Source organism: Klebsiella sp. JB_Kp031 (genome assembly GCF_040064295.1).
Lineage (GTDB): Bacteria > Pseudomonadota > Gammaproteobacteria > Enterobacterales > Enterobacteriaceae > Klebsiella > Klebsiella quasipneumoniae.
In genome coordinates, this window is record NZ_JBEAJW010000024.1 from 166,716 (window position 1) to 186,642 (window position 19,927).

Here is a 19,927-nt window from a genome sequence, read left to right on the forward strand (position 1 = left end):
TTAAATCTGCTTTACACAGCTTTGCGTCCATTCACGTTCTCCTGTGCATAATAACGTTCGGCCAGCCACCTGGCAGGACGTTAGCAACGGACTGCCCTTGGGACTACGTGAAATGGAGCTGACGATGAAACGATCTTTTACCCTATCCAGCCTGCTGTTAACCACTGCGACGGCCAACACGTCCGCGCAGTCAGCCGAATTCGCCAGCGCGGATTGCGTTACCGGCCTGAATGAAATCGGTCTGATCTCCGTCGCTAATCTTTCCGGCAGCCAACAGGATGTGGAGCACGCCATTGCCCGCAAAGCGGACGAGCAAGGCGCCTCCTGGTATCGCATTATTCAGATGTACGAGGAACAACAGCCGGACAGCTGGCGCGTGCAGGCCATTCTCTACGCCTGAGGCGCCTGGCGCCCCCGCCCCATGGCCCGCAGCAGCAGGTCGTCGAGGGTCGGCGCGTCAAGACGTATGCCGCCGCGCGTGTCGAGCATCATCCGGCACCAGGCTTCGGCCAGCGGCGGCGAAGCGAAACGCAGCATCTGCGCCCCCGCCCCCAGACGATAGACCAGCCGGGCAATCTCTCTGCCCTGCTCTTCGGCGGGTCGTTTCAGCAATTGCTGCAGCTGACGCCATGCGCGGTCGAGATGGCGGTTTTGTCCTTTCACCTCCGCACACTCCGCGGCCAGCAGCTCCATCGCCGCCGGCTGCTTGCTCAGCACCCGCATCACATCGAGGCACATAATATTGCCGGAGCCTTCCCAGATGCTATTGACCGGCATCTCGCGATACAACCGCGGCAACTCACTCTCCTCGCAATAGCCGATCCCTCCCAGGACTTCCATCGCCTCAGCGACAAACGGGATACCGGCCTTGCAGATGGCAAACTTGGCCGCAGGCGTAAACAGACGCGCCCAGGCGCTTTCCCGGGCATCATCCCGACGGTCCCAGGCTCGCGCCAGACGAAACAGAAACGCGGTCTGTCCTTCAAGACGGAGCGCCATTTGCCCCAGCAGCTGGCGCATCATCGGCTGATCGACCAGATTTTTACCGAACGCCTGACGCTGTAGCGCATGATACAGCGCTACTGAGAAGGCCCGGCGCATCAGGGCATGGCTGCCCAGCGCGCAGTCAAAGCGGGTGAGACCGCCCATCCTGAGGATCTGCCGCACGCCGTCGCCCTCGTCACCCACCAGCCAGCCGCAGGCGTCATAAAACTCCACTTCGCTACTGGCGTTGGAGCGGTTGCCGAGCTTCTCTTTTAAGCGCTCCAGACGCACCCCGTTGCGCTGCCCGTCGGGCAGCAGGCGCGGCACAAAGAAGCACGACAGACCCGCAGGCGTCTGGGCCAGCACCAGGTGCGCATCGCTCTGCGGCACCGAGAAAAACCATTTGTGTCCCACCAGCCGGTAAAACCCTTCCGCTGTTTTCTCCGCGCGGGTGGTATTGCTCAGCACATCGGAGCCCCCTTGCTTCTCGGTCATCCCCATGCCAATCAGCAGACCGCGCTTCTGGTCGCCCGGGGCGAGGTGGGGATCGTAACGGTCGCTCAGCAGCGGCGACAGCCAGTCGCCAAAAGGCGCGGGCAGGGCGCGCTGCAGCAGGGGCGTCGCGGCGAAGGTCATGGTTATCGGGCACAGCGTTCCGGCCTCTACCTGGGCGTGAAGCAGAAAGCGAGCGGCGCGCGCGACAAACGCGCCTTCACGGGCATCCACCTGCCAGGCGAGATTATGCACCCGGTTCGCGCACAGCCCCTGCATCAGCAGATGCCAGGCGGGGTGGAAGCGAACGTCGTCCAGTCGGGCGCCGGTGGCGTCATAGCGCAGCAGCTCCGGCGGGTTGCTGTTGGCCAGGCGTCCCAGCTCCAGCGATTCTGCGGTCCCCAGCTGTTGGCCAATGCTGGCGAGCAGATCGCCATCCCAGCCGGCGCCTTCGCGGACCACCGCTTCACGTAGGGCGGTATCGGACAGGAACAGATTGCTGTTATTCAGCGGGGTCGGTTGATTAAAAACGGTGTGGGTTTGCCAGTGCATCGTGTCTCCCTCCATCAATGGCGATAAGCCTAAGTATGGTTATCCGGGGGGATACTCGCCCGCGAGAGCGGTCACAAAAAAGCCATCCCGAAGGATGGCTTTTCAGTTTCGTCAGCGGGTCAGCTTAGCTGCGCTGGCGTACCGCCTCAAACAGGCAGATGCCGGTGGCCACCGAGACGTTCAGCGAGGAGACGCTGCCCGCCATCGGAATGCTGATCAGCTCATCGCAGTGCTCGCGGGTCAGGCGGCGCATGCCTTCGCCTTCCGCGCCCATCACCAGCGCCATCGGCCCGGTCATTTTGCTCTGGAACAGCGTATGGTCGGCTTCACCTGCGGTTCCAACGATCCAGACGTTCTCCTCCTGCAACAGACGCATGGTGCGCGCCAGGTTGGTGACACGGATCAGCGGGACGTTCTCCGCCGCGCCGCAGGCCACTTTCTTCGCCGTCGCATTCAGCTGCGCGGAACGATCTTTTGGCACAATCACCGCGTGCACGCCGGCAGCATCGGCGCTGCGCAGGCAGGCGCCGAGGTTATGCGGATCGGTCACACCGTCAAGGATCAACAGGAACGGCTGATCGAGCTGCGCCAGCAGATCCGGCAGATCATTCTCTTGATACTGACGCCCCGGCTTCACGCGGGCAATGATCCCCTGGTGTACCGCGCCTTCGCTCTTCTCATCGAGAAACTGGCGGTTGGCCAGCTGAATCACCACGCCCTGCGCTTCCAGAGCGTGGATCAGCGGCAGCAGGCGCTTATCCTCACGGCCTTTCAGAATATAAACTTCCTGAAAACGCTCAGGTGCGCGCTCCAGCAGTGCCTGCACCGCATGGATGCCGTAAATCATTTCACTCATTGATGTACTCGTTTTAGGTTCTGTTATCCGCCCTTCACCCCGTCCTGCGTCAGCAGACTTCAGGATGAAGGGTGGTCAATCACTCGGCGCTCTTCTTCTTTGCCGCGCGCTTGGCTTTGGTGGCGGCGGCGATTTTCTGCGTTTTCGCCGACGGTTTTTTCGCTTTCTTCTCGCCTTTCGGCTTCGCTTTCGCCTGGTCTTTTTCTTTGCGGAACGCGCTGTCCGGCTCGAAGTTCACCTGCTTACCGACCTGACGACGACGGCCGCCCGGTTTGCCGGAGGTGCTCTTTTTCGCTTTCTCACGGGCGGTTTTGCCGACATTACGCGGCGCGCGCTCGCTGGAGATTAGGGTAAAGTCGATTTTACGCTCGTCCATGTTGACCGCTTCCACACGGACTTCCACGCGGTCGCCCAGGCGATAAGTCTGCCCGCCGGACTCGCCGATCAGACGCTGCCCCACCTGGTCGAAACGATAGTAGTCGTTATCCAGAGAGGAAACATGCACCAGGCCGTCGATAAACAGATCGTTGAGACGGACGAAGAAGCCAAAGCCGGTCACGCTGGCGATAACCCCGGAGAAGATGTTGCCTACCTGATCCTGCATGAAGTCGCACTTCAGCCAGTCGGAGACTTCGCGCGTCGCTTCATCAGCGCGGCGTTCGGTCATCGAGCAGTGCTCGCCCAGCTGCAGCATCTCTTCCATGCTGTAGTGCCAGCCGCCGGTCTCCGTGCTGTTGCCTTTATGCCCCTGCTCTTTGGCCAGCAGATATTTGATGGCGCGGTGCAGCGACAGATCCGGGTAACGACGGATCGGCGAGGTGAAGTGGGCATAGGACTGCAGCGCGAGGCCAAAGTGGCCGCGGTTTTCCGGATCGTAGACCGCCTGCTTCATCGACCGCAGGAGCATCGTCTGAAGCATCTCCGCATCCGGGCGATCGGCGATGGAGGTCAGCAGTTCGGCGTAATCGCGCGGCTCCGGCTTGTTGCCGCCAGGCAGTTCCAGCCCCAGCTCCGCCAGCACGCTGCGGAACGCGGTAATCGCCTCGGTGCTCGGCTTATCGTGAATACGGAACAGCGCCGGCTCCTGCGCCTTCTCAACGAAGCGCGCGGCGGAGATGTTCGCCAGGATCATGCACTCTTCAATCAGCTTGTGCGCATCGTTCCGCTGGGTCTGTTCGATACGCTCGATACGGCGCTCGGCGTTGAAGATGAATTTAGCTTCTTCACTTTCAAATGAGATACCGCCGCGCTCTTCGCGGGCGCCATCCAGCACCTTGTAGAGGTTATGCAGTTCTTCAATATGCTTCACCAGCGGCGCGTAGTGCTCGCGCAGCTCCTGGTCGCCCTGCAGTATATGCCACACCTTGGTATAGGTCAGGCGAGCATGTGAACTCATCACCGCTTCATAGAATTTATAACCGGTCAGACGGCCTTTTGACGAAATCGTCATCTCGCATACCATGCACAGGCGATCGACCTGCGGGTTCAGCGAGCACAGACCGTTAGACAACACTTCCGGCAGCATCGGTACCACCTGCGACGGGAAGTAGACCGAGGTTCCACGGCTGCGCGCTTCCGCGTCCAGCGGCGTCCCCGGACGCACGTAGTAGCTGACGTCGGCAATGGCTACCCACAGGCGCCAGCCGCCGCCGCGTTTCTTCTCGCAGTACACCGCGTCATCGAAGTCGCGGGCATCTTCACCGTCAATAGTGACCAGCGGCAGGGAGCGCAGATCGACGCGCCCGGCTTTCGCCTCTTCCGGCACCTGCTCTTTCAGGCCGGAAACCTGATTTTCCACCGCCGGCGGCCAAACGTACGGAATTTCATGGGTGCGCAGCGCCATATCGACAGCCATGCCGGTACCCATGTTGTCGCCCAGCACTTCGACGATTTTCCCCACGGCTTTGGTGCGGCGGGTCGGGCGCTGGGTCAGCTCGACCACCACCACGTAGCCCATCCGCGCGCCCATAATCTCTTCCGGCGGGATCAGGATATCGAAGCTCAGGCGACTGTCGTCCGGGACAACGAAACCGACGCCAGCGTCGGTAAAGTAGCGGCCAACAATCTGGCTGGTTTTCGGCACCAGGACGCGGACGATGCGCGCTTCGCGGCGGCCCTTGCGGTCCGCGCCCAGCGGTTGGGCCAGCACCTGATCGCCATGAATACAGGTTTTCATCTGCTCTGACGACAGGTACAGATCGTCTTTGCGCCCTTCAACACGCAGGAAACCATAGCCATCACGGTGACCAATAACGGTTCCTTTGAGGAGATCAAGGCGCTCCGGCAGCGCATAGCACTGACGGCGGGTGAAGACCAGCTGACCGTCGCGTTCCATCGCGCGCAGGCGGCGGCGCAGCGCTTCGGTTTGCTCTTCGCCCTCGATATTTAACTCGATGGCCAGCTCATCGCGGCTGGCGGGCTTTTCCCGTTTGGTTAAATGTTCGAGGATAAATTCCCGGCTCGGGATTGGGTTCGCGTACTTCTCAGCTTCGCGTTCCTGGAATGGATCTTGTGACATATCGGTTCCTCCGTTGTCATCTCCGGCAGAGTGGCGTCACTCCACCAGCAATAATTTATAAAGCGGTTGATTCTTCTCAACCAAATCAGCCAGCGTATAGTTATCCAGTTCCTTGAGAAAACTCTGCGCGGCTTCAGCTAGTGCCTGTTTCAGACGACAGGCTGGTGTAATGTGGCAAAACTCGCTGCTGCAGTTGACCAGCGATAAGGGTTCCAGGTCGCGTACCACGTCACCGACGCGGATCTGTCCAGCTGGTTTGCCGAGGCGAATGCCCCCGTTCTTCCCCCGCACGGCAGTCACATAGCCCATGCGACTTAACTGATTGATTATTTTAACCATATGATTACGGGAGACGCCATAGACCTCGGTTACTTCCGAGATACTGGTCATCCGTCCTTCCGGCAGCGACGCCATATAAATCAGCGCCCGTAGTCCGTAATCGGTGAAACTCGTTAACTGCACATAAACCTCAGGGAAAAGAAAACAGGGTATGTCGAGCGACATCATTATTATTGATGATAAACCAGCCAGCGCTCAGGCCGCTAATTTATTTAAAATGGGGCGGGCGAACAGCAAAAACAAGGGCGCCTGAACGGCGCCCCTTGCGAGTGATTATGCGTCGAACGGGTCGCGCAGAATCATGGTCTCGGAACGGTCTGGACCAGTAGAGATGATATCAACCGGTACGCCGGTCAGCTCTTCAATACGCTGGATGTAGTTCAGCGCTGCCTGCGGCAGGCCGCTGCGCTCTTTCACGCCGAAGGTGGTTTCAGACCAGCCCGGCATGGTTTCGTAGATAGGCTCGATACCTTCCCAGTTGTCGGCTGCCAGCGGAGTGGTGGTCACTTCGCGGCCATCCGGCATACGGTAGCCGACGCAGATTTTCACTTCTTTCAGGCCGTCGAGGACGTCCAGTTTAGTCAGGCAGAAGCCGGACAGGGAGTTAATCTGCACCGCGCGACGAACCGCGACGGCGTCCAGCCAGCCGGTACGACGACGACGACCGGTGGTGGCGCCGAATTCGTTACCCTGCTTGCAGAGGAACTCGCCGGTCTCATCAAACAGCTCGGTCGGGAACGGACCCGCGCCGACGCGAGTCGAGTAAGCTTTGATGATACCCAGAACGTAATCTACGTAACGCGGGCCCAGGCCGGAGCCGGTCGCCACGCCACCCGCGGTGGTGTTGGAAGAGGTTACGTACGGATAGGTGCCGTGGTCGATATCCAGCAGCGTGCCCTGTGCGCCTTCGAACATTACGAAGTCGCCACGTTTACGCGCCTGATCCAGCAGGTCGGAAACGTCCACCACCATGCCGGTCAGGATGTCGGCAATCGCCATCACATCGTCCAGCACTTTCTGGTAGTCAACCGCTTCTGCTTTGTAGAAATTCACCAGCTGGAAGTTGTGATATTCCATCACTTCTTTCAGTTTATCGGCGAAGGTTGCTTTATCGAACAGATCGCCAACGCGCAAACCGCGACGAGCGACTTTATCTTCGTAAGCCGGGCCGATGCCGCGACCGGTGGTGCCGATCGCCTTCGCGCCGCGCGCTTTTTCACGCGCCACGTCCAGCGCCACGTGATAGTCAAGGATAAGCGGGCAGGCTTCAGAGAGCAGCAGACGCTCGCGAACCGGGATACCACGGTCTTCCAGGCCCTTCATCTCTTTCATCAGCGCAGCCGGAGACAGCACGACGCCGTTACCGATGATGCTGGTGACGTTTTCACGCAGAATGCCTGATGGAATAAGATGGAGAACGGTTTTTTCACCGTTGATTACGAGAGTATGGCCGGCGTTGTGACCACCCTGGTAGCGCACAACATATTTAGCCCGTTCTGTCAGGAGATCGACGATCTTCCCTTTACCTTCGTCACCCCATTGGGTGCCCAGTACGACGACGTTGTTACCCATTTTTCAAAATCACCGTTTGCTTAAAAATGGATTCTACCATCGCTTTTTCAGAGTTACAGCACTTTTTGCATCCAAAATAAGGCAAATCCGACCACTTTTTGATCAGCCAATCGATTTCCTCAACATGTAGTAGATCACAATCCCGGCAACCACAAGTCCGCCGCCAAAGCGCCGCAATAAATTTTCCGGAAGCTGGCTCAGGCTGGCGACCATCTTGCGCCAGGCTCGCGGATAAAGTAGCGGGCCAAGCCCTTCGAGTACTAAAACCAGCGCCAGCGCCAGCCAAATGGTGGAGTTCATCGTCAACCCTAATTGAAAATTATTATCGCCGCCTTCGCAGGTGTCATCGGCCAGCATAGTGAATGCATTCACTCAATTCACATTGTCCCGTATTTCCTCTTCATTATGAACCGGAAAGGTGAAACAAAATTCATAACCAGTTGTATTGCTGTCTATTTTTTAAATTGCAACTATGCCGTCGCGTACTACAACCCGGTACGTCTACATAATCAGGAAGATTATCATGAGAGAATTAACCGCAGTTGAAATCGAAAATGTGAGCGGCGCTGGCTGGTTACAGGATGGCCTGGCAACCTTAGGCAGTAAGGTTGGTGCCGCCGTATGGACGATGGGCACCGATGCCCTGAGCATCAACCTGCCGCTGATTGGCACCATTAATCTGGCCGATCTGGCGCCGGACCTGGGCAAAACCCTGGGCGAAAGCGTTGGCTCATCTATCGGCGGCACCATCGAGAGTACGCTGGCGAGCCTGCCGGTGATCGGTGGCCTGCTAAACAAGCTGCTCGGCAACTAATTCACGCCGTCGTAGCATAAAAAAAGGCGCCTGTCTCAGGCGCCTTTTTGCATTAACCACTGTAGGTTACTGTCATCTTCGACTTATTTACGCACCGAATCCGGTGAACGCATATAGCGGAAGAAATCGCTATCCGGGCTCAGGACCATGACATCCTGATTGCTCTGGAAGCTCTTCTCATAGGCGCGCAGGCTACGAATAAAGGAATAGAAGCCCGGATCCTGACTGAACGCGTCGGCAAACAGTTTTGCCGATTCCGCATCGCCTTCACCACGCAGGATACGACCCTGCCGCTCGGCTTCCGCCAGCGTCTTGGTGACTTCATAGTCCGCGGTCGCGCGCAGTTTTTCTGCCTCTTCCTGGCCCTGTGAACGGTGACGACGGGCAACCGCTTCACGCTCCGCGCGCATACGGTTATAGATCGCTTCCGACACTTCCGCCGGCAGGTTGATCTGTTTGATACGCACGTCGACCACTTCAATACCCAGCGCCGCCATACTGTTCGGGTTGATCACCTGCACTTTGCCGTTGGTTTCCGCCTCCACGCGCTCTGCCGCTTTGGCAATCGCATCGTCAGCCGCCGGCGTGCTAACCTCGTCTTCCGTACCGGCCGACCCTGAGTTCAGCGCATCACGCACTTCCAGCGTCAGGCGGCCCCGGGAATCGGTGACGATGTCTTTCACATCCAGACGACCAATTTCAGAACGAAGACGGTCCGAGAATTTACGCTTCAGCAGCACCTCGGCCTGGGAGACGTCGCCGCCGCCGGTGGCCAGGTAGTAACGGCTGAAGTCGCTGATACGCCATTTGATGTAGGAGTCGACGATCAGGTCTTTCTTCTCTTTGGTGACGAAACGGTCAGCCTGGTTGTCCATGGTCTGAATACGCGCATCCAGCATCTTCACCGATTCGATAAACGGGATCTTGAAGTGCAGGCCAGGCGCATAAACCAGCGGCTTGTTTTCGTCGTCGCGCAGAACTTTACCGAAACGCAGCGTGATACCGCGCTCGCCCTCCTTCACGACAAAGACAGACATGTAGAGCACTACCAGCACGATGACAATGATCGCGATAACAGATTTACGCATCGTTATTCCCCCTGACGCTGGTAGTCGTTACGCTGCGCGTTAGCGCGGCGTTGGTCCATAATGCTACCCCCGGTTGAGCTCGAGGTTGATGAGGTGCTGGCGCTGCTTGAGCTGGATGCTGGCGGCAGGCGCAGCAGATCGCTGGCGTCACTGCTATCGCTCTTTGCTGCCGGCGCAGCGGCGCCTTTCAGCATCTGATCCAGCGGCAGAACCATCAGATTGCCGTTTTTGCTGTCATTGACCAGCACTTTACGGGTGTGGCTCAGCACTTTTTCCATGGTTTCGATATACAGACGCTCACGGGTAATTTCCGGCGCAGCTTTGTATTCCGGCAGGATCTTGGCAAAGCGAGCCACTTCACCCTGGGCTTCCAGAACGGTCTGGGTCTTATAGGCGCGTGCCTCTTCGAGGATACGCTGCGCCTGACCATTCGCCCGCGGCTGGACTTCGTTGGTATACGCTTCCGCTTCACGAATGTACTGCTGCTCGTTCTCACGCGCGGCAATGGCATCGTCAAACGCGGCCTTCACCTCTTCCGGCGGACGCGCCGTCTGGAAGTTGACGTCCAGCAGAGTGATACCCATGTTGTACGGGCGAATCGTCTCTTCCAGCTCACGCTGGGTATCGCTACGGATCACGGTACGGCCTTCGGTCAGAATGCGATCCATGGTGTATTTACCGATCACCCCGCGCAGCGCGCTGTCGGTAGCCTGACGCAGGCTGTCATCCGCGCTGGTGACGCTAAACAGGTAGCGCTCCGGATCGGTGACGCGGTACTGCACGTTCATCTCAACGCGTACCACGTTTTCGTCAGAGGTCAGCATGACGCCGGACGCCGCCAGTTCGCGTACTGACTCCACGTTCACCGCCTGCACGTTATCGATAAAGGTCGGCTTCCAGTTCAGGCCCGGCTCAACCAGATGGCTGAACTTACCAAAGCGGGTGACCACGCCACGTTCAGCTTCTTTAATGGTATAAAAACCGCTGGCCGCCCAGATAATCACGGCTGCCGCGGCAACGATGCCGACAATACGCCCGCCCATCGGTCCGCGAGGTCCCTGCGCGCTATTGCCGCCGCCCAGTCCGCCCTTGCCGCCGCCGAGCCCGCCAAGTTTTTTACTTAACTTGCGGAAGATATCATCCAGATCCGGCGGCCCCTGCTCGCGACCGCCTTTATTGCCATTTCCCTCAGAGTTGCCGCCAGGTTTGCTGCTCCCCCACGGGTCGCGGTCCTGTCCGTTATTACCGGGCTGATTCCACGCCATGTATATGCTCCATATTTGTTTTTGATATCCCCACAGGGGTCAATATCTTCAGGCAAGCTGCAAGGTCAAACCACATAGTCAACAAGCGTTGGCTCTTGCTTACAGAGGCGCCGCCAGTCAACGATCGGCATGCGCACCTGCAGACTCACGCTGCCGTCATCCTCCATCCACTCTTTTTCTATCGCCTGAAGCTGATAGAAACGGCTTCTCAGTCGCCCTTCTTTCGGCGGTAAGCGCAGCGTATGCTGGGCCACTTCACCGGAAAGGCGCTCCGTTAACGCCTGAAAAAGCAGTGGTACGCCAACCCCGGTCTGAGCGGAAAGCCAGACCCGAATCGGTTTATTTTCATCGTCGCGATCGATGCGCGGTTCAAAATCGTCCAGCATGTCGATTTTGTTCATCACCAGCAGCGCCGGGATCTCATCGGCCTCAATTTCAGCGAGAACCGTATTTACCGCATCAATGTTTTCCTGCACGCGGACATCCGCAGCGTCAATCACATGCAGCAGCAGCGTCGCCTGACGCGTCTCCTGCAACGTCGCTTTAAACGCGGCCACCAGATCGTGCGGCAGGTGGCGAATAAAGCCGACGGTATCGGCCAGCACCGTTTCGCCGACGTCAGGGACGTCAATGCGGCGCAGCGTCGGGTCCAGGGTCGCGAACAGCTGGTTCGCGGCATAGACCTCGGCGGCGGTGATCTGGTTAAAGAGCGTTGATTTTCCGGCGTTGGTGTAGCCCACCAGCGACACGGTTGGAATATCGGCTTTCGCGCGCGACCGCCGCCCCTGCTCACGCTGTTTTTCGACTTTTTCCAGCCGCGACAGGATCTGCATGATGCGGTTACGCAATAAACGACGGTCAGTTTCGAGCTGGGTTTCACCCGGGCCACGCAAACCGATCCCGCCCTTTTGTCTTTCAAGGTGGGTCCAGCCGCGGACAAGGCGGGTCGCCATATGGCGCAGCTGCGCCAGCTCGACCTGCAGTTTCCCTTCATGGGTGCGCGCGCGCTGAGCGAAAATATCTAAAATAAGACCGGTACGATCGATAACCCGGCATTCGCACAGGCGTTCCAGGTTGCGTTCTTGCGCCGGACTCAGGGCATGATCGAAGAGCACGACCGAAGCGCCGGTCGCTTTAACGGCTTCCGCAATTTCGACTGCCTTACCTTCACCAACAAAATACTTCGGGTGCGGTGCTTTACGGCTACCGGTAATCACCTGCATTGCTTCGACACCGGCGGAAGAGGCCAGAGTTTCAAACTCCTGGAGGTCTTCCATATCTTTGTCTTGCGAAAAATAGATGTGTACCAGTACCGCCTGCTCACCGGCGTCATAACGGTCAAACAAGCGTAAACCCCTTATAAAATACCAGCGGGGAACGCAGAAAACCTGGCTCCCCGGCGTGGAAAAACAGCACTAGCCTTATTCGGCGTCGTCGCTGTCTTGTTGTGGCGCAGAAGAGCCCTGCGCGCTACCACCGTGGTGATAGTTACTGGAACCGCCGCCAGCATTGTTGCTGTGGTGAGACACCGGGCGAGACGGGACAACAGTAGAAATTGCGTGCTTATAGACCATCTGGCTGACCGTGTTCTTCAACAGGATCACGAACTGATCGAAAGACTCAATTTGCCCTTGCAGCTTGATACCATTCACCAAATAAATAGAAACCGGAACGCGTTCCCGACGCAAAGCGTTCAGGAACGGATCTTGTAAAGATTGCCCCTTAGCCATTCTCTCTTTTCCTTATATGTATGCTTGTTTTGTACTCAGAACCTTACGATTCTCAAAAAAAATTACGCACGATACCGTTTAATTGTACACGTTCAGTTCTGGCTCGCACCAACAACCTGTAATACTTTGTTGAGCGCTTGTTCAGGTTGTTCACTGTCTAACCAATGCACACCTTCCCAACCGCGCAGCCAGGTGACCTGACGTTTGGCTAACTGTCTCGTGGCGCAAACACCTCGATAAACCATCTCATCATATGGGATCTCGCCATTGAGATATGACCACATCTGGCGGTATCCGACACAACGGATGGAAGGCATATCCGTATGCAAATCTCCGCGGGCAAAAAGCGCCCGTACTTCTGCTTCAAAACCTGAAGCTAACATCTGATGAAAACGCTGTTCTATGCGTTGATGGAGCAGTTCACGGCTCGCCGGGGCGATGGCGAACTGATGCACCTGATATGGCAGAGCGTCTCCTGACGTTTGCGTCAGTTCCGTTAAAGTTTTACCCGAAATGAAAAAAACTTCCAGTGCCCGGGAAAGCCTTTGCGGATCATTTGGATGAATACGCGCAGCCGCTACGGGATCGATCTCCTGTAACTGCTGATGTAACGCGTTCCACCCCTGCTCTGCGGCCTGTTGCTCAATCCGCGCTCTGACCTCTGGGTCAGCGGACGGTAAGGGCGACAATCCTTCCAGCAACGCTTTGAAATACAACATCGTCCCGCCGACTAACAGCGGAATTCGCCCGGCGGCGACAATTTCCGCCATCGCCGCCAGCGCATCGCGGCGAAAATCCGCCGCGGAATAGGCCTCTGCAGGATCCAAAATATCCAGCAGCCGGTGCGGCGCGGCGCTCAGCTCTGCGGCATCCGGTTTGGCGGTGCCAATATCCATTCCCCGATAAATGAGGGCGGAATCAACACTAATCAACTCTACTGGCAAAACTTTACGTAAGGCTATCGCCAGCGCGGTTTTGCCGGAGGCCGTCGGGCCCATTAAAAAAATTGCCTTGGGCAGGCTCGCCTCGGTTACATCATTCATCTTTCAGGGCATTCATCGCCGAATGGAGATCTACAGGTTGTAACAGGCCACCCGGCGGCGTTCTCACCAGCTGCGGGCAAAGACGCTCAACGTCCGCCAGCAGCGCAATCGCCTGCGCCATATTCCATGACGTCTGTTCGCTCGTCAGATTACGCGCCATCCATTGGGCGATATTGCCGACGTCGAATGCGTTTTGCTGCGCCAGGTAGCCTATCAGTTCAGGAATCAAGATTTGTAAATTTTGTTGTCTTAAGGGTAAAGGGACCGCGCGCACCGTCACGTGCAGGGCATCGGTATGCATATCGATCCCCAGCTGCGTCAGCGCCGGATGCGCGGCGGCCAGCGCCTGCTTTTCCCCTTCCGTCACTTTTAACCGCAGGGGGATCAGCAGCGGCTGGGCACAGACGGCCTCTGCTCCCGGGGTCAACTGCGCCTGGCGCAGCCAGCGCTCGGCAACGGTCAACGACAGCAGCGCCAGGCCGCCCTCGCGCTCCAGCAGCGCGCAGTCGCGGCTCACAATCATCAGCACTCTGCCAAAGCTCTGGCTGTGACCGGCCAGTTCCGCCGCGCCCGGAGTCTGTAACGCGGGCTTTGGCGCCGTTGGCGTGTCGAGCAACTGACGATAAAGCGCCCCTTGCTGCTTCTGGTAACCCGGCTGCGCGTGCGGCCAGCTCGCGCCGCCCGGCCTGCCGCTGGAGGCCGCAGACTCACGCGATGGCGTGATGCTGAAACGGGTTGCCGGTTCACGCGCTTCCGACGGCCGCGCAAACTGGTTGCCGCCCGCCGCGATCCGGTTCTCCGGCATCGGACGGGTCGCCGGCGGGTCGTCTTTTTCCGCCAGCGGCGCGTCAAGTTGCTGCTGCAGCACGCTCAGTACGCCCTGGTAGATAAAGTCATGCACCAGGCGCGACTGATGGAAACGCACCTCATGCTTGGCCGGGTGGACGTTCACATCCACCTGATGGGGATCGATCTCCAGATACAGCACAAACGCCGGCTGCTGATCGGCCCCCAGTTTGTCTTCACAGGCCTGGCGGATAGCGTGGTTGATCAGCCGGTCGCGCATCATCCGCCCGTTAACGTAGCAATACTGAATTTCCGCCAGCGCAGGGGTGGTATGCAGCGGATCGGCGACCCAGCCGCGCAGGGTCAGATCGCCATGCTGCCACTCAATCGCCAGGGCATGTTCAAGAAAGGCGGCGCCACAGATGGTTCCCAGCCGCCGCTCCCGTTGGCCATCCTGAGCGACTGCCCGATACTGGCGCATCACCTTGCCGTTATGGCTGAGGTTGATGGTGACGTCGAATCGCGCCAGCGCAATGCGGCGGACCACCTCGTCAATGTGGCCGAACTCGGTCTTTTCGGTGCGCATAAATTTGCGCCGCGCCGGGGTGTTGTAGAACAGATCGAGGACTTCAAGGGTCGTACCGACCGGGTGCGCCGCCGGCTTCACCGTCACCGCCTGCTCGCGGCCTTCGGCATACGCCTGCCAGGCTTCCTGCTGTTCCGCCGTCCGCGAAGTGAGCGTCAGGCGCGCCACCGAACTGATACTGGCCAGCGCTTCGCCGCGAAAACCGAGGCTGATAATGGCTTCGAGATCGTCGAGCGAGGCGATCTTGCTGGTCGCGTGGCGAGCCAGGGCCAGCGCCAGCTCGTCTTTTTTGATGCCGCAGCCGTTATCGCGAATGCGAATAAGCTTCGCGCCGCCGCGTTCGATATCAATATCAATCCGCGTGGCGCCCGCATCAAGGCTGTTTTCAACCAGCTCTTTCACCACCGACGCGGGCCGTTCCACCACCTCGCCGGCGGCAATCTGGTTGGCGAGCTGCGGCGGCAGAACCTGAATCGGCATCCCCTGCTCCTTAGTTAATCAACATCCCGCCCGGCGAGGCGGCGCTGGCGGTCTGCGCCGCCTCGCCGCGAGGCGCCGACTGCAGCGGATGCTGCATAAAGTAGTTGCGCAGACCGTTATAAATCGCCTCCGCAATCTGCTCCTGGTAATCATCGCTGCCCAGCAGCCGTTCTTCCCCGTTGTTACTGATGAAGCCCGTTTCCACGAGGATCGACGGAATGTCCGGCGAGCGCAGTACGCCGAGGCTGGCATGCTCCGGACGGCGTTTATGCAGATTGCCAATCCGCTGCAGCTGGCTGAGCACGTTGGTCGCGACATCGTAGCCGACGCGTTGGGAGTGACCGAACTGCAGATCCAACACCGCCTGGCTCAGGTAGGGATCGGCCTGGCTGTTCGCCAGCACATCGCCCGCGCCGCCGAGCAGTTCAGACTGTTTCTCATGCTGTTCCAGCCAGCCGGCCATTTCACTGTTGGCGCGACGGTTAGAAAGCACCCATACCGAGGCGCCGGTGGCGTCGCGGTTTGGCGCGGCGTCAGCATGGATTGAGACGAGGAAGTTGGCATTTTGCTTACGCGCCACGTCAGAGCGGCCCATCACCGAAATAAAGTAATCCCCGTCACGGGTCAGCACCGGCTTAAACTGCGGATCGGCGTTCAGTAACGCCCGCAGCTTGCGCGCGATAGCGATAGTCACGTTCTTCTCTTTGGTGCCATTCGGGCCAATCGCGCCAGGATCCTGGCCGCCGTGCCCGGCATCAATGGCGATAATGACTTTGTCATCCGCCGACACCGTGCGGGCCGCCGGACGGGTCACGGTCTGATTGTTGGTCATCGCCGGCTGAGAGGAGGTCATCACCGTCTGCCGATCGTGGCCCGACGAGCTGAACGGATTGCGTCCCGCCGTCACCGTCCGGGAAGGCATCACCGGCGGCGGGTCGGCCCGTTTCACCACCACAGGAGGTGGCGGCGGCGGCGGCGGCGCGTCGGCGTTGATGGTAAAGACCACCGTGTAATTCGCCCCGTTCTGCTGCTTCACCGCCCGGGTTTTGCCATCTTCCGTCAGATCCACCAACAGACGCAGCGTCTGCGAATCCTGCGGCGTACCGGCACGAATGCTCTTCACCAGGTTGCTGCCGCTAAATTTCAGCGGCAGTCCCTGCAATACGCCGGTCTGTTTGATATCCAGCGCCACCAGTCGTTTGCCCTGCGGGGTAAAGGAGTACTCCGGTTCACCGACAAAGCTAAGAGTAATACGGGCCTGCTGGTCTCCGTTGGAGACCTGGATATCGGATAAACTCGCCGCAGTGGCGTGAAGACTCGACAGCATCAGCGCAGCGGCAAGCCAGGTGGTTATGCGATACTTCATCCCGTCATCCTTCAGGCTAAATGGCTAAACGTGCCAGTAAAGACTCACCCCGTGAGGAGATCGCGGTAATGCGCGCCTCACGCCCTTGTGCCTGGTAATCAAGGTGAATTTCAACGTCCGGGTCAGGCAGGACACCTGCGCCTTGCTGCGGCCATTCCACCAGGCAGATGGCATCGTCGGCAAAATAATCGCGGATCCCCATAAATTCCAGCTCCTCAGGATCCGCCAGGCGGTAGAGATCGAAGTGATACACCATCAGCTTGTCGAGGGTATACGGTTCCACCAGGGTATAAGTTGGGCTTTTGACATTGCCGCAGTGACCGAGCGCCTGTAAAAAGCCGCGGCTAAAGGTGGTTTTTCCCGCGCCTAAGTCACCATAAAGGTAAATCACGGTGGCGCCGGTACAGGCCTGCGCAATACGGTCGCCCAGGGCCAGCGTGGCCTGCTCATCGGGTAAAGGAATCACTCGGTTAATCATGGTCTACGTCAATCACATCCGGGTTAACAACACGCTTGAGCGTGGAAAAGAGATCGGTCGCCAGCATGCCGCGGGTGCCCTCGCGGGCGGCCAGTCGGTCGGCGGCATCGCCATGAGCGACGCACCCAGCACAGGCAGCATCATACGGCGTCAGGTGCTGTCCTAACAATGCGGCGATGATGCCAGTGAGCACATCGCCCATGCCGCCGCTGGCCATCCCGGCATTGCCGGCGTCGATAATGCCCATCGCCCCGCTTTCACTGGCCACCACCGTGCCCGCGCCTTTCAGCACGACCACGCCGCCATACCGTTTTACCAGACGCTGCGCAGAAAGTAAGCGATCGCTTTCAATTTCTGCCACGCTGATATTCAGCAGACGGGCCGCTTCGCCGGGGTGCGGCGTCAGCACGCGATTGTGACGTTTATCGGGATTGAATGCCAGCAGGTTCAGCGCATCGGCGTCCCAGACCATCGGTTTGTTAACCCTTTCCACCATGCGCAGGGCGCTGCGTCCCCACTCGTTCTGCCCCAGACCTGGGCCAATCGCCACCACCTCCGCCCATTCCAGCGCGGCTTTCAGGGTCTGCGGCGTCAGCTCATCCACCATTAATTCCGGCCGGGCGGTGATAATAGGCGCCACGTTCTCCGGGTGAGTAAGTACTCGCACCAGCCCTGCGCCGGCGCGTAAAGCCGCTTCACCGCACATGCGAATCGCGCCTGCCGTGCCGCGATCGCCGCCGACGATCGCCAGCTTGCCGTGATCGCCCTTATGGGAGGTGGCCCGGCGCGGCGGCAGCCAGTCGGCAAGGTGGGCGGCGCAAAACCGCGTCAGGGGGGTACTTTGCCCGGCGAGCCAGCGCTCAAGCCCCAGCGCATGATGGTGGAGCTGCCCGACGACATCCCGCGCCTTGCCGGTCAGCAGCCCCGGTTTGAGCGCGATAAACGTCAGCGTATGGTCGGCCTGAATGACCGCCCCCGGCGTCGCGCCGGTCTGCGCGTTCAGGCCGGAAGGGATATCCAGAGCCAGCACCGGCGCAGGATGGTGGTTCGCCTGGTGAATGAGCACCGCGACGGATTCACGCGGCGCACTGCGCAACCCGGTGCCGAGCAGGCCATCAATAATCAGTGAGATATCGTCTGGCCAGGGGACAGTGGCCGCATGGATCACGCCGCCGGCGTTAAGCCATGCCTCCCGCGCCGCCTGCGCCTCTTCCGGCAGCGGGCTGTCACTCTCTACCGCCAGCAGCGTCACCCTCCGCCCGGCGGCCTGGGCCAGACGCGCGACGACATATCCGTCACCGCCGTTGTTGCCATGCCCGCAGAGGATCAGCCAGTGCGCGCTGTCAGGAAAAGCGCGGCTGGCCAGTTGGAACGCCGCCTCGCCCGCGCGCTGCATCAGTTCAAACAGCGTCAGTCCCAGGCTGTCCGCCGCCTCTCGTTCGGCCAGGCGCAGCGCCTCCGCAGGCCAAATGTTGTATGGTATACTGTCAGGGTTTTTCGTCATTGTATGGTCCATCATGTCACAGCCCCTCGATCTCGTTCAGTTAGCGCAACAAATCAAACAATGGGGCACAGAGCTCGGGTTCCAGCAGGTCGGTATCGCCGATACCGACCTCAGCGCCAGTGAACCCAAACTGCAGGCATGGCTGGATAAACAATACCACGGCGAAATGGAGTGGATGGCCCGTCACGGTATGATGCGCGCCCGCCCCCACGAACTGCTGCCCGGTACGTTACGCGTCATCAGCGTGCGGATGAACTATCTGCCCGCCAACGCCGCCTTTGCCCGCACCCTGAAAGATCCCGAGCTGGGTTACGTCAGCCGTTATGCCCTCGGGCGTGATTATCATAAGCTGCTACGTAATCGCCTGAAAAAACTGGGTGAGAAGATTCAGGAACAGTGTGCTTTGCTCAATTTTAGACCTTTTGTCGATTCCGCGCCTATCCTGGAACGGCCCATTGCAGAAAAAGCGGGCCTTGGCTGGACAGGTAAGCACTCACTTATCTTAAGCCGCGACGCCGGATCATTCTTTTTTCTCGGCGAACTGCTGATTGACCTGCCCCTGCCGGTCGACAGCCCTGTCGCGGAGGAGTGTGGACGCTGTGTCGCCTGCATGACTATCTGCCCCACCGGGGCCATCGTTGAGCCCTATACCGTCGACGCCCGCCGCTGCATCTCCTATCTCACCATCGAACTGGAAGGCGCTATTCCGGAGGAGTTCCGTCCGCTCATCGGCAACCGGATCTATGGCTGCGACGACTGCCAGCTTATCTGCCCGTGGAACCGTTTCTCACAGCTCACCGATGAAGAGGATTTCAGCCCGCGCCAGGCGCTGCATGCCCCGCCGCTGGTGGAGCTGTTCGCCTGGAGCGAAGCGTGGTTTCTGAAGGTGACCGAAGGGTCGGCGATTCGTCGCATTGGTCATCTGCGCTGGCTGCGTAATATCGCCGTCGCGCTGGGCAATGCGCCCTGGGATGAAGCCCATCTTCGCGCACTGGAGAGTCGCCTGGGCGAGCACCCGCTTCTCGACGAGCACATTGAGTGGGCGATTGCCCAGCAACTGAAAAAGCGCAGCGTCGACGCCGTCGAAGTACAGCTGCCGAAAAAATTACGTCTGGTCAGGGTGGTAGAGAAAGGCCTGCCGCGCGACGCCTGATTCATTCACAGGCTGTGAATAAAATCTAAAACACATTGAGTTTCAAGGCGCAGACCGAGGTCAAGTGATCGGATTAACATTTCGAAATGAAATTTAATTGTTAAATTTCAATTAGATATAAAGATATTATTTACAAAGCGAAGCATTTACGCCGTCAGAAGCGAAACGACAACCTGTGGATAACTCTGTTTACAGTATTTCTGCAGACCAAACGAAAATCATCCCCGGCGCTGGATTGCACTGTGGATAAATAAGAGATGGAAGAAAATTTGGAGCGGGAAACGAGACTCGAACTCGCGACCCCGACCTTGGCAAGGTCGT

The 19,927-nt window shown here is 58.8% G+C and carries 18 protein-coding genes; 3 read left to right on the plus strand and 15 right to left on the minus strand.

Features of this window, described 5'->3' with window-relative positions; all coding sequences use genetic code 11:
• The first annotated feature begins 124 nt into the window (after positions 1 to 124).
• A complete protein-coding gene (yjfN, locus tag ABLV64_RS10095) occupies positions 125 to 400 on the plus strand; it encodes a DUF1471 family protease activator YjfN (protein WP_004206450.1) in 276 nt (91 codons plus the stop codon).
• Here the strand turns inward: yjfN and ABLV64_RS10100 are convergent.
• From ABLV64_RS10100 to ABLV64_RS10125, 6 genes are all read right to left on the minus strand, one after another.
• Positions 391 to 2,028, minus strand: coding sequence for an isovaleryl-CoA dehydrogenase (locus ABLV64_RS10100; protein WP_004206449.1), 1,638 nt, complete (start codon positions 2,026 to 2,028; stop codon positions 391 to 393). The two genes, yjfN and ABLV64_RS10100, sit on opposite strands and share 10 nt — an antisense overlap.
• A gap of 124 nt (positions 2,029 to 2,152) precedes the next feature.
• Complete coding sequence (rlmB, locus tag ABLV64_RS10105) at positions 2,153 to 2,884, minus strand: 23S rRNA (guanosine(2251)-2'-O)-methyltransferase RlmB (protein WP_002885669.1); 732 nt, start codon at positions 2,882 to 2,884, stop codon at positions 2,153 to 2,155.
• 79 nt (positions 2,885 to 2,963) lie between these two features.
• Positions 2,964 to 5,402 carry a ribonuclease R gene (gene rnr, locus ABLV64_RS10110; protein ID WP_004206447.1) on the minus strand — a complete coding sequence of 813 codons (2,439 nt, stop codon included), beginning with the start codon at positions 5,400 to 5,402 and terminating at the stop codon, positions 2,964 to 2,966.
• 36 nt (positions 5,403 to 5,438) lie between these two features.
• A complete protein-coding gene (nsrR, locus tag ABLV64_RS10115) occupies positions 5,439 to 5,864 on the minus strand; it encodes a nitric oxide-sensing transcriptional repressor NsrR (RefSeq protein ID WP_002885667.1) in 426 nt (141 codons plus the stop codon).
• A gap of 150 nt (positions 5,865 to 6,014) precedes the next feature.
• Positions 6,015 to 7,313 carry an adenylosuccinate synthase gene (locus ABLV64_RS10120; protein ID WP_004206445.1) on the minus strand — a complete coding sequence of 433 codons (1,299 nt, stop codon included), beginning with the start codon at positions 7,311 to 7,313 and terminating at the stop codon, positions 6,015 to 6,017.
• A 102-nt stretch (positions 7,314 to 7,415) separates the two neighbouring features.
• The gene (locus ABLV64_RS10125; protein WP_348843280.1) at positions 7,416 to 7,613 is read right to left on the minus strand and encodes a DUF2065 domain-containing protein; all 198 of its coding nucleotides are present in this window, start codon (positions 7,611 to 7,613) and stop codon (positions 7,416 to 7,418) included.
• A gap of 223 nt (positions 7,614 to 7,836) precedes the next feature.
• Between ABLV64_RS10125 and ABLV64_RS10130 the strand changes: the two genes are divergently transcribed.
• On the plus strand, positions 7,837 to 8,127 hold the full coding sequence (locus tag ABLV64_RS10130) for a hypothetical protein (protein ID WP_004206444.1): 291 nt from the start codon (positions 7,837 to 7,839) through the stop codon (positions 8,125 to 8,127).
• 83 nt (positions 8,128 to 8,210) lie between these two features.
• Here the strand turns inward: ABLV64_RS10130 and hflC are convergent, their stop codons facing one another.
• The 9 genes from hflC to nnr form a co-directional block, all read right to left on the minus strand.
• Positions 8,211 to 9,215, minus strand: a complete 1,005-nt coding sequence (gene hflC, locus ABLV64_RS10135) for a protease modulator HflC (RefSeq protein WP_004192484.1) — start codon at positions 9,213 to 9,215, stop codon at positions 8,211 to 8,213.
• A 2-nt stretch (positions 9,216 to 9,217) separates the two neighbouring features.
• Positions 9,218 to 10,480 carry an FtsH protease activity modulator HflK gene (hflK, locus tag ABLV64_RS10140; protein ID WP_004146726.1) on the minus strand — a complete coding sequence of 421 codons (1,263 nt, stop codon included), beginning with the start codon at positions 10,478 to 10,480 and terminating at the stop codon, positions 9,218 to 9,220.
• Between the two features lie 65 nt (positions 10,481 to 10,545).
• Positions 10,546 to 11,826, minus strand: a complete 1,281-nt coding sequence (gene hflX / locus ABLV64_RS10145; protein WP_004146725.1) for a ribosome rescue GTPase HflX — start codon at positions 11,824 to 11,826, stop codon at positions 10,546 to 10,548.
• 75 nt (positions 11,827 to 11,901) lie between these two features.
• Entirely contained in the window at positions 11,902 to 12,210 is a 309-nt protein-coding gene (gene hfq / locus ABLV64_RS10150) for an RNA chaperone Hfq (protein WP_002885659.1), read from the minus strand.
• 92 nt (positions 12,211 to 12,302) lie between these two features.
• Complete coding sequence (gene miaA / locus ABLV64_RS10155) at positions 12,303 to 13,253, minus strand: tRNA (adenosine(37)-N6)-dimethylallyltransferase MiaA (protein WP_004206442.1); 951 nt, start codon at positions 13,251 to 13,253, stop codon at positions 12,303 to 12,305.
• Positions 13,246 to 15,105: a DNA mismatch repair endonuclease MutL gene (mutL, locus tag ABLV64_RS10160; protein ID WP_217325151.1), complete on the minus strand. Its 1,860-nt coding sequence runs from the start codon at positions 15,103 to 15,105 to the stop codon at positions 13,246 to 13,248. Before mutL ends, miaA begins: the two co-directional genes overlap by 8 nt.
• 10 nt (positions 15,106 to 15,115) lie before the next feature.
• On the minus strand, positions 15,116 to 16,471 hold the full coding sequence (gene amiB, locus ABLV64_RS10165) for an N-acetylmuramoyl-L-alanine amidase AmiB (RefSeq protein ID WP_217325152.1): 1,356 nt from the start codon (positions 16,469 to 16,471) through the stop codon (positions 15,116 to 15,118).
• Between the two features lie 16 nt (positions 16,472 to 16,487).
• A complete protein-coding gene (gene tsaE / locus ABLV64_RS10170; RefSeq protein ID WP_050533660.1) occupies positions 16,488 to 16,949 on the minus strand; it encodes a tRNA (adenosine(37)-N6)-threonylcarbamoyltransferase complex ATPase subunit type 1 TsaE in 462 nt (153 codons plus the stop codon).
• The gene (gene nnr / locus ABLV64_RS10175) at positions 16,942 to 18,453 is read right to left on the minus strand and encodes a bifunctional ADP-dependent NAD(P)H-hydrate dehydratase/NAD(P)H-hydrate epimerase (RefSeq protein ID WP_025999274.1); all 1,512 of its coding nucleotides are present in this window, start codon (positions 18,451 to 18,453) and stop codon (positions 16,942 to 16,944) included. Before nnr ends, tsaE begins: the two co-directional genes overlap by 8 nt.
• A 13-nt stretch (positions 18,454 to 18,466) precedes the next feature.
• Here nnr and queG point away from each other — a divergent pair, with 13 nt between their 5' ends.
• Positions 18,467 to 19,606 (plus strand): tRNA epoxyqueuosine(34) reductase QueG, encoded by a 1,140-nt coding sequence (queG, locus tag ABLV64_RS10180; protein WP_135722544.1) that lies wholly within the window; start codon positions 18,467 to 18,469, stop codon positions 19,604 to 19,606.
• Positions 19,607 to 19,927 lie beyond the last annotated feature (321 nt).

Bases quoted from the DNA above. Each gene is read 5' to 3' on its own strand.
- yjfN (WP_004206450.1), top strand. From the start codon at position 125: ATGAAACGATCTTTTACCCTATCCAGCCTGCTGTTAACCACTGCGACG.
- ABLV64_RS10100 (WP_004206449.1), bottom strand. From the start codon at position 2,028: ATGCACTGGCAAACCCACACCGTTTTTAATCAACCGACCCCGCTGAAT.
- rlmB (WP_002885669.1), bottom strand. From the start codon at position 2,884: ATGAGTGAAATGATTTACGGCATCCATGCGGTGCAGGCACTGCTGGAG.
- rnr (WP_004206447.1), bottom strand. From the start codon at position 5,402: ATGTCACAAGATCCATTCCAGGAACGCGAAGCTGAGAAGTACGCGAAC.
- ABLV64_RS10120 (WP_004206445.1), bottom strand. From the start codon at position 7,313: ATGGGTAACAACGTCGTCGTACTGGGCACCCAATGGGGTGACGAAGGT.
- ABLV64_RS10125 (WP_348843280.1), bottom strand. From the start codon at position 7,613: ATGAACTCCACCATTTGGCTGGCGCTGGCGCTGGTTTTAGTACTCGAA.
- ABLV64_RS10130 (WP_004206444.1), top strand. From the start codon at position 7,837: ATGAGAGAATTAACCGCAGTTGAAATCGAAAATGTGAGCGGCGCTGGC.
- hflC (WP_004192484.1), bottom strand. From the start codon at position 9,215: ATGCGTAAATCTGTTATCGCGATCATTGTCATCGTGCTGGTAGTGCTC.
- hflK (WP_004146726.1), bottom strand. From the start codon at position 10,480: ATGGCGTGGAATCAGCCCGGTAATAACGGACAGGACCGCGACCCGTGG.
- hfq (WP_002885659.1), bottom strand. From the start codon at position 12,210: ATGGCTAAGGGGCAATCTTTACAAGATCCGTTCCTGAACGCTTTGCGT.
- miaA (WP_004206442.1), bottom strand. From the start codon at position 13,253: ATGAATGATGTAACCGAGGCGAGCCTGCCCAAGGCAATTTTTTTAATG.
- mutL (WP_217325151.1), bottom strand. From the start codon at position 15,105: ATGCCGATTCAGGTTCTGCCGCCGCAGCTCGCCAACCAGATTGCCGCC.
- amiB (WP_217325152.1), bottom strand. From the start codon at position 16,471: ATGAAGTATCGCATAACCACCTGGCTTGCCGCTGCGCTGATGCTGTCG.
- tsaE (WP_050533660.1), bottom strand. From the start codon at position 16,949: ATGATTAACCGAGTGATTCCTTTACCCGATGAGCAGGCCACGCTGGCC.
- nnr (WP_025999274.1), bottom strand. From the start codon at position 18,453: ATGACGAAAAACCCTGACAGTATACCATACAACATTTGGCCTGCGGAG.
- queG (WP_135722544.1), top strand. From the start codon at position 18,467: ATGTCACAGCCCCTCGATCTCGTTCAGTTAGCGCAACAAATCAAACAA.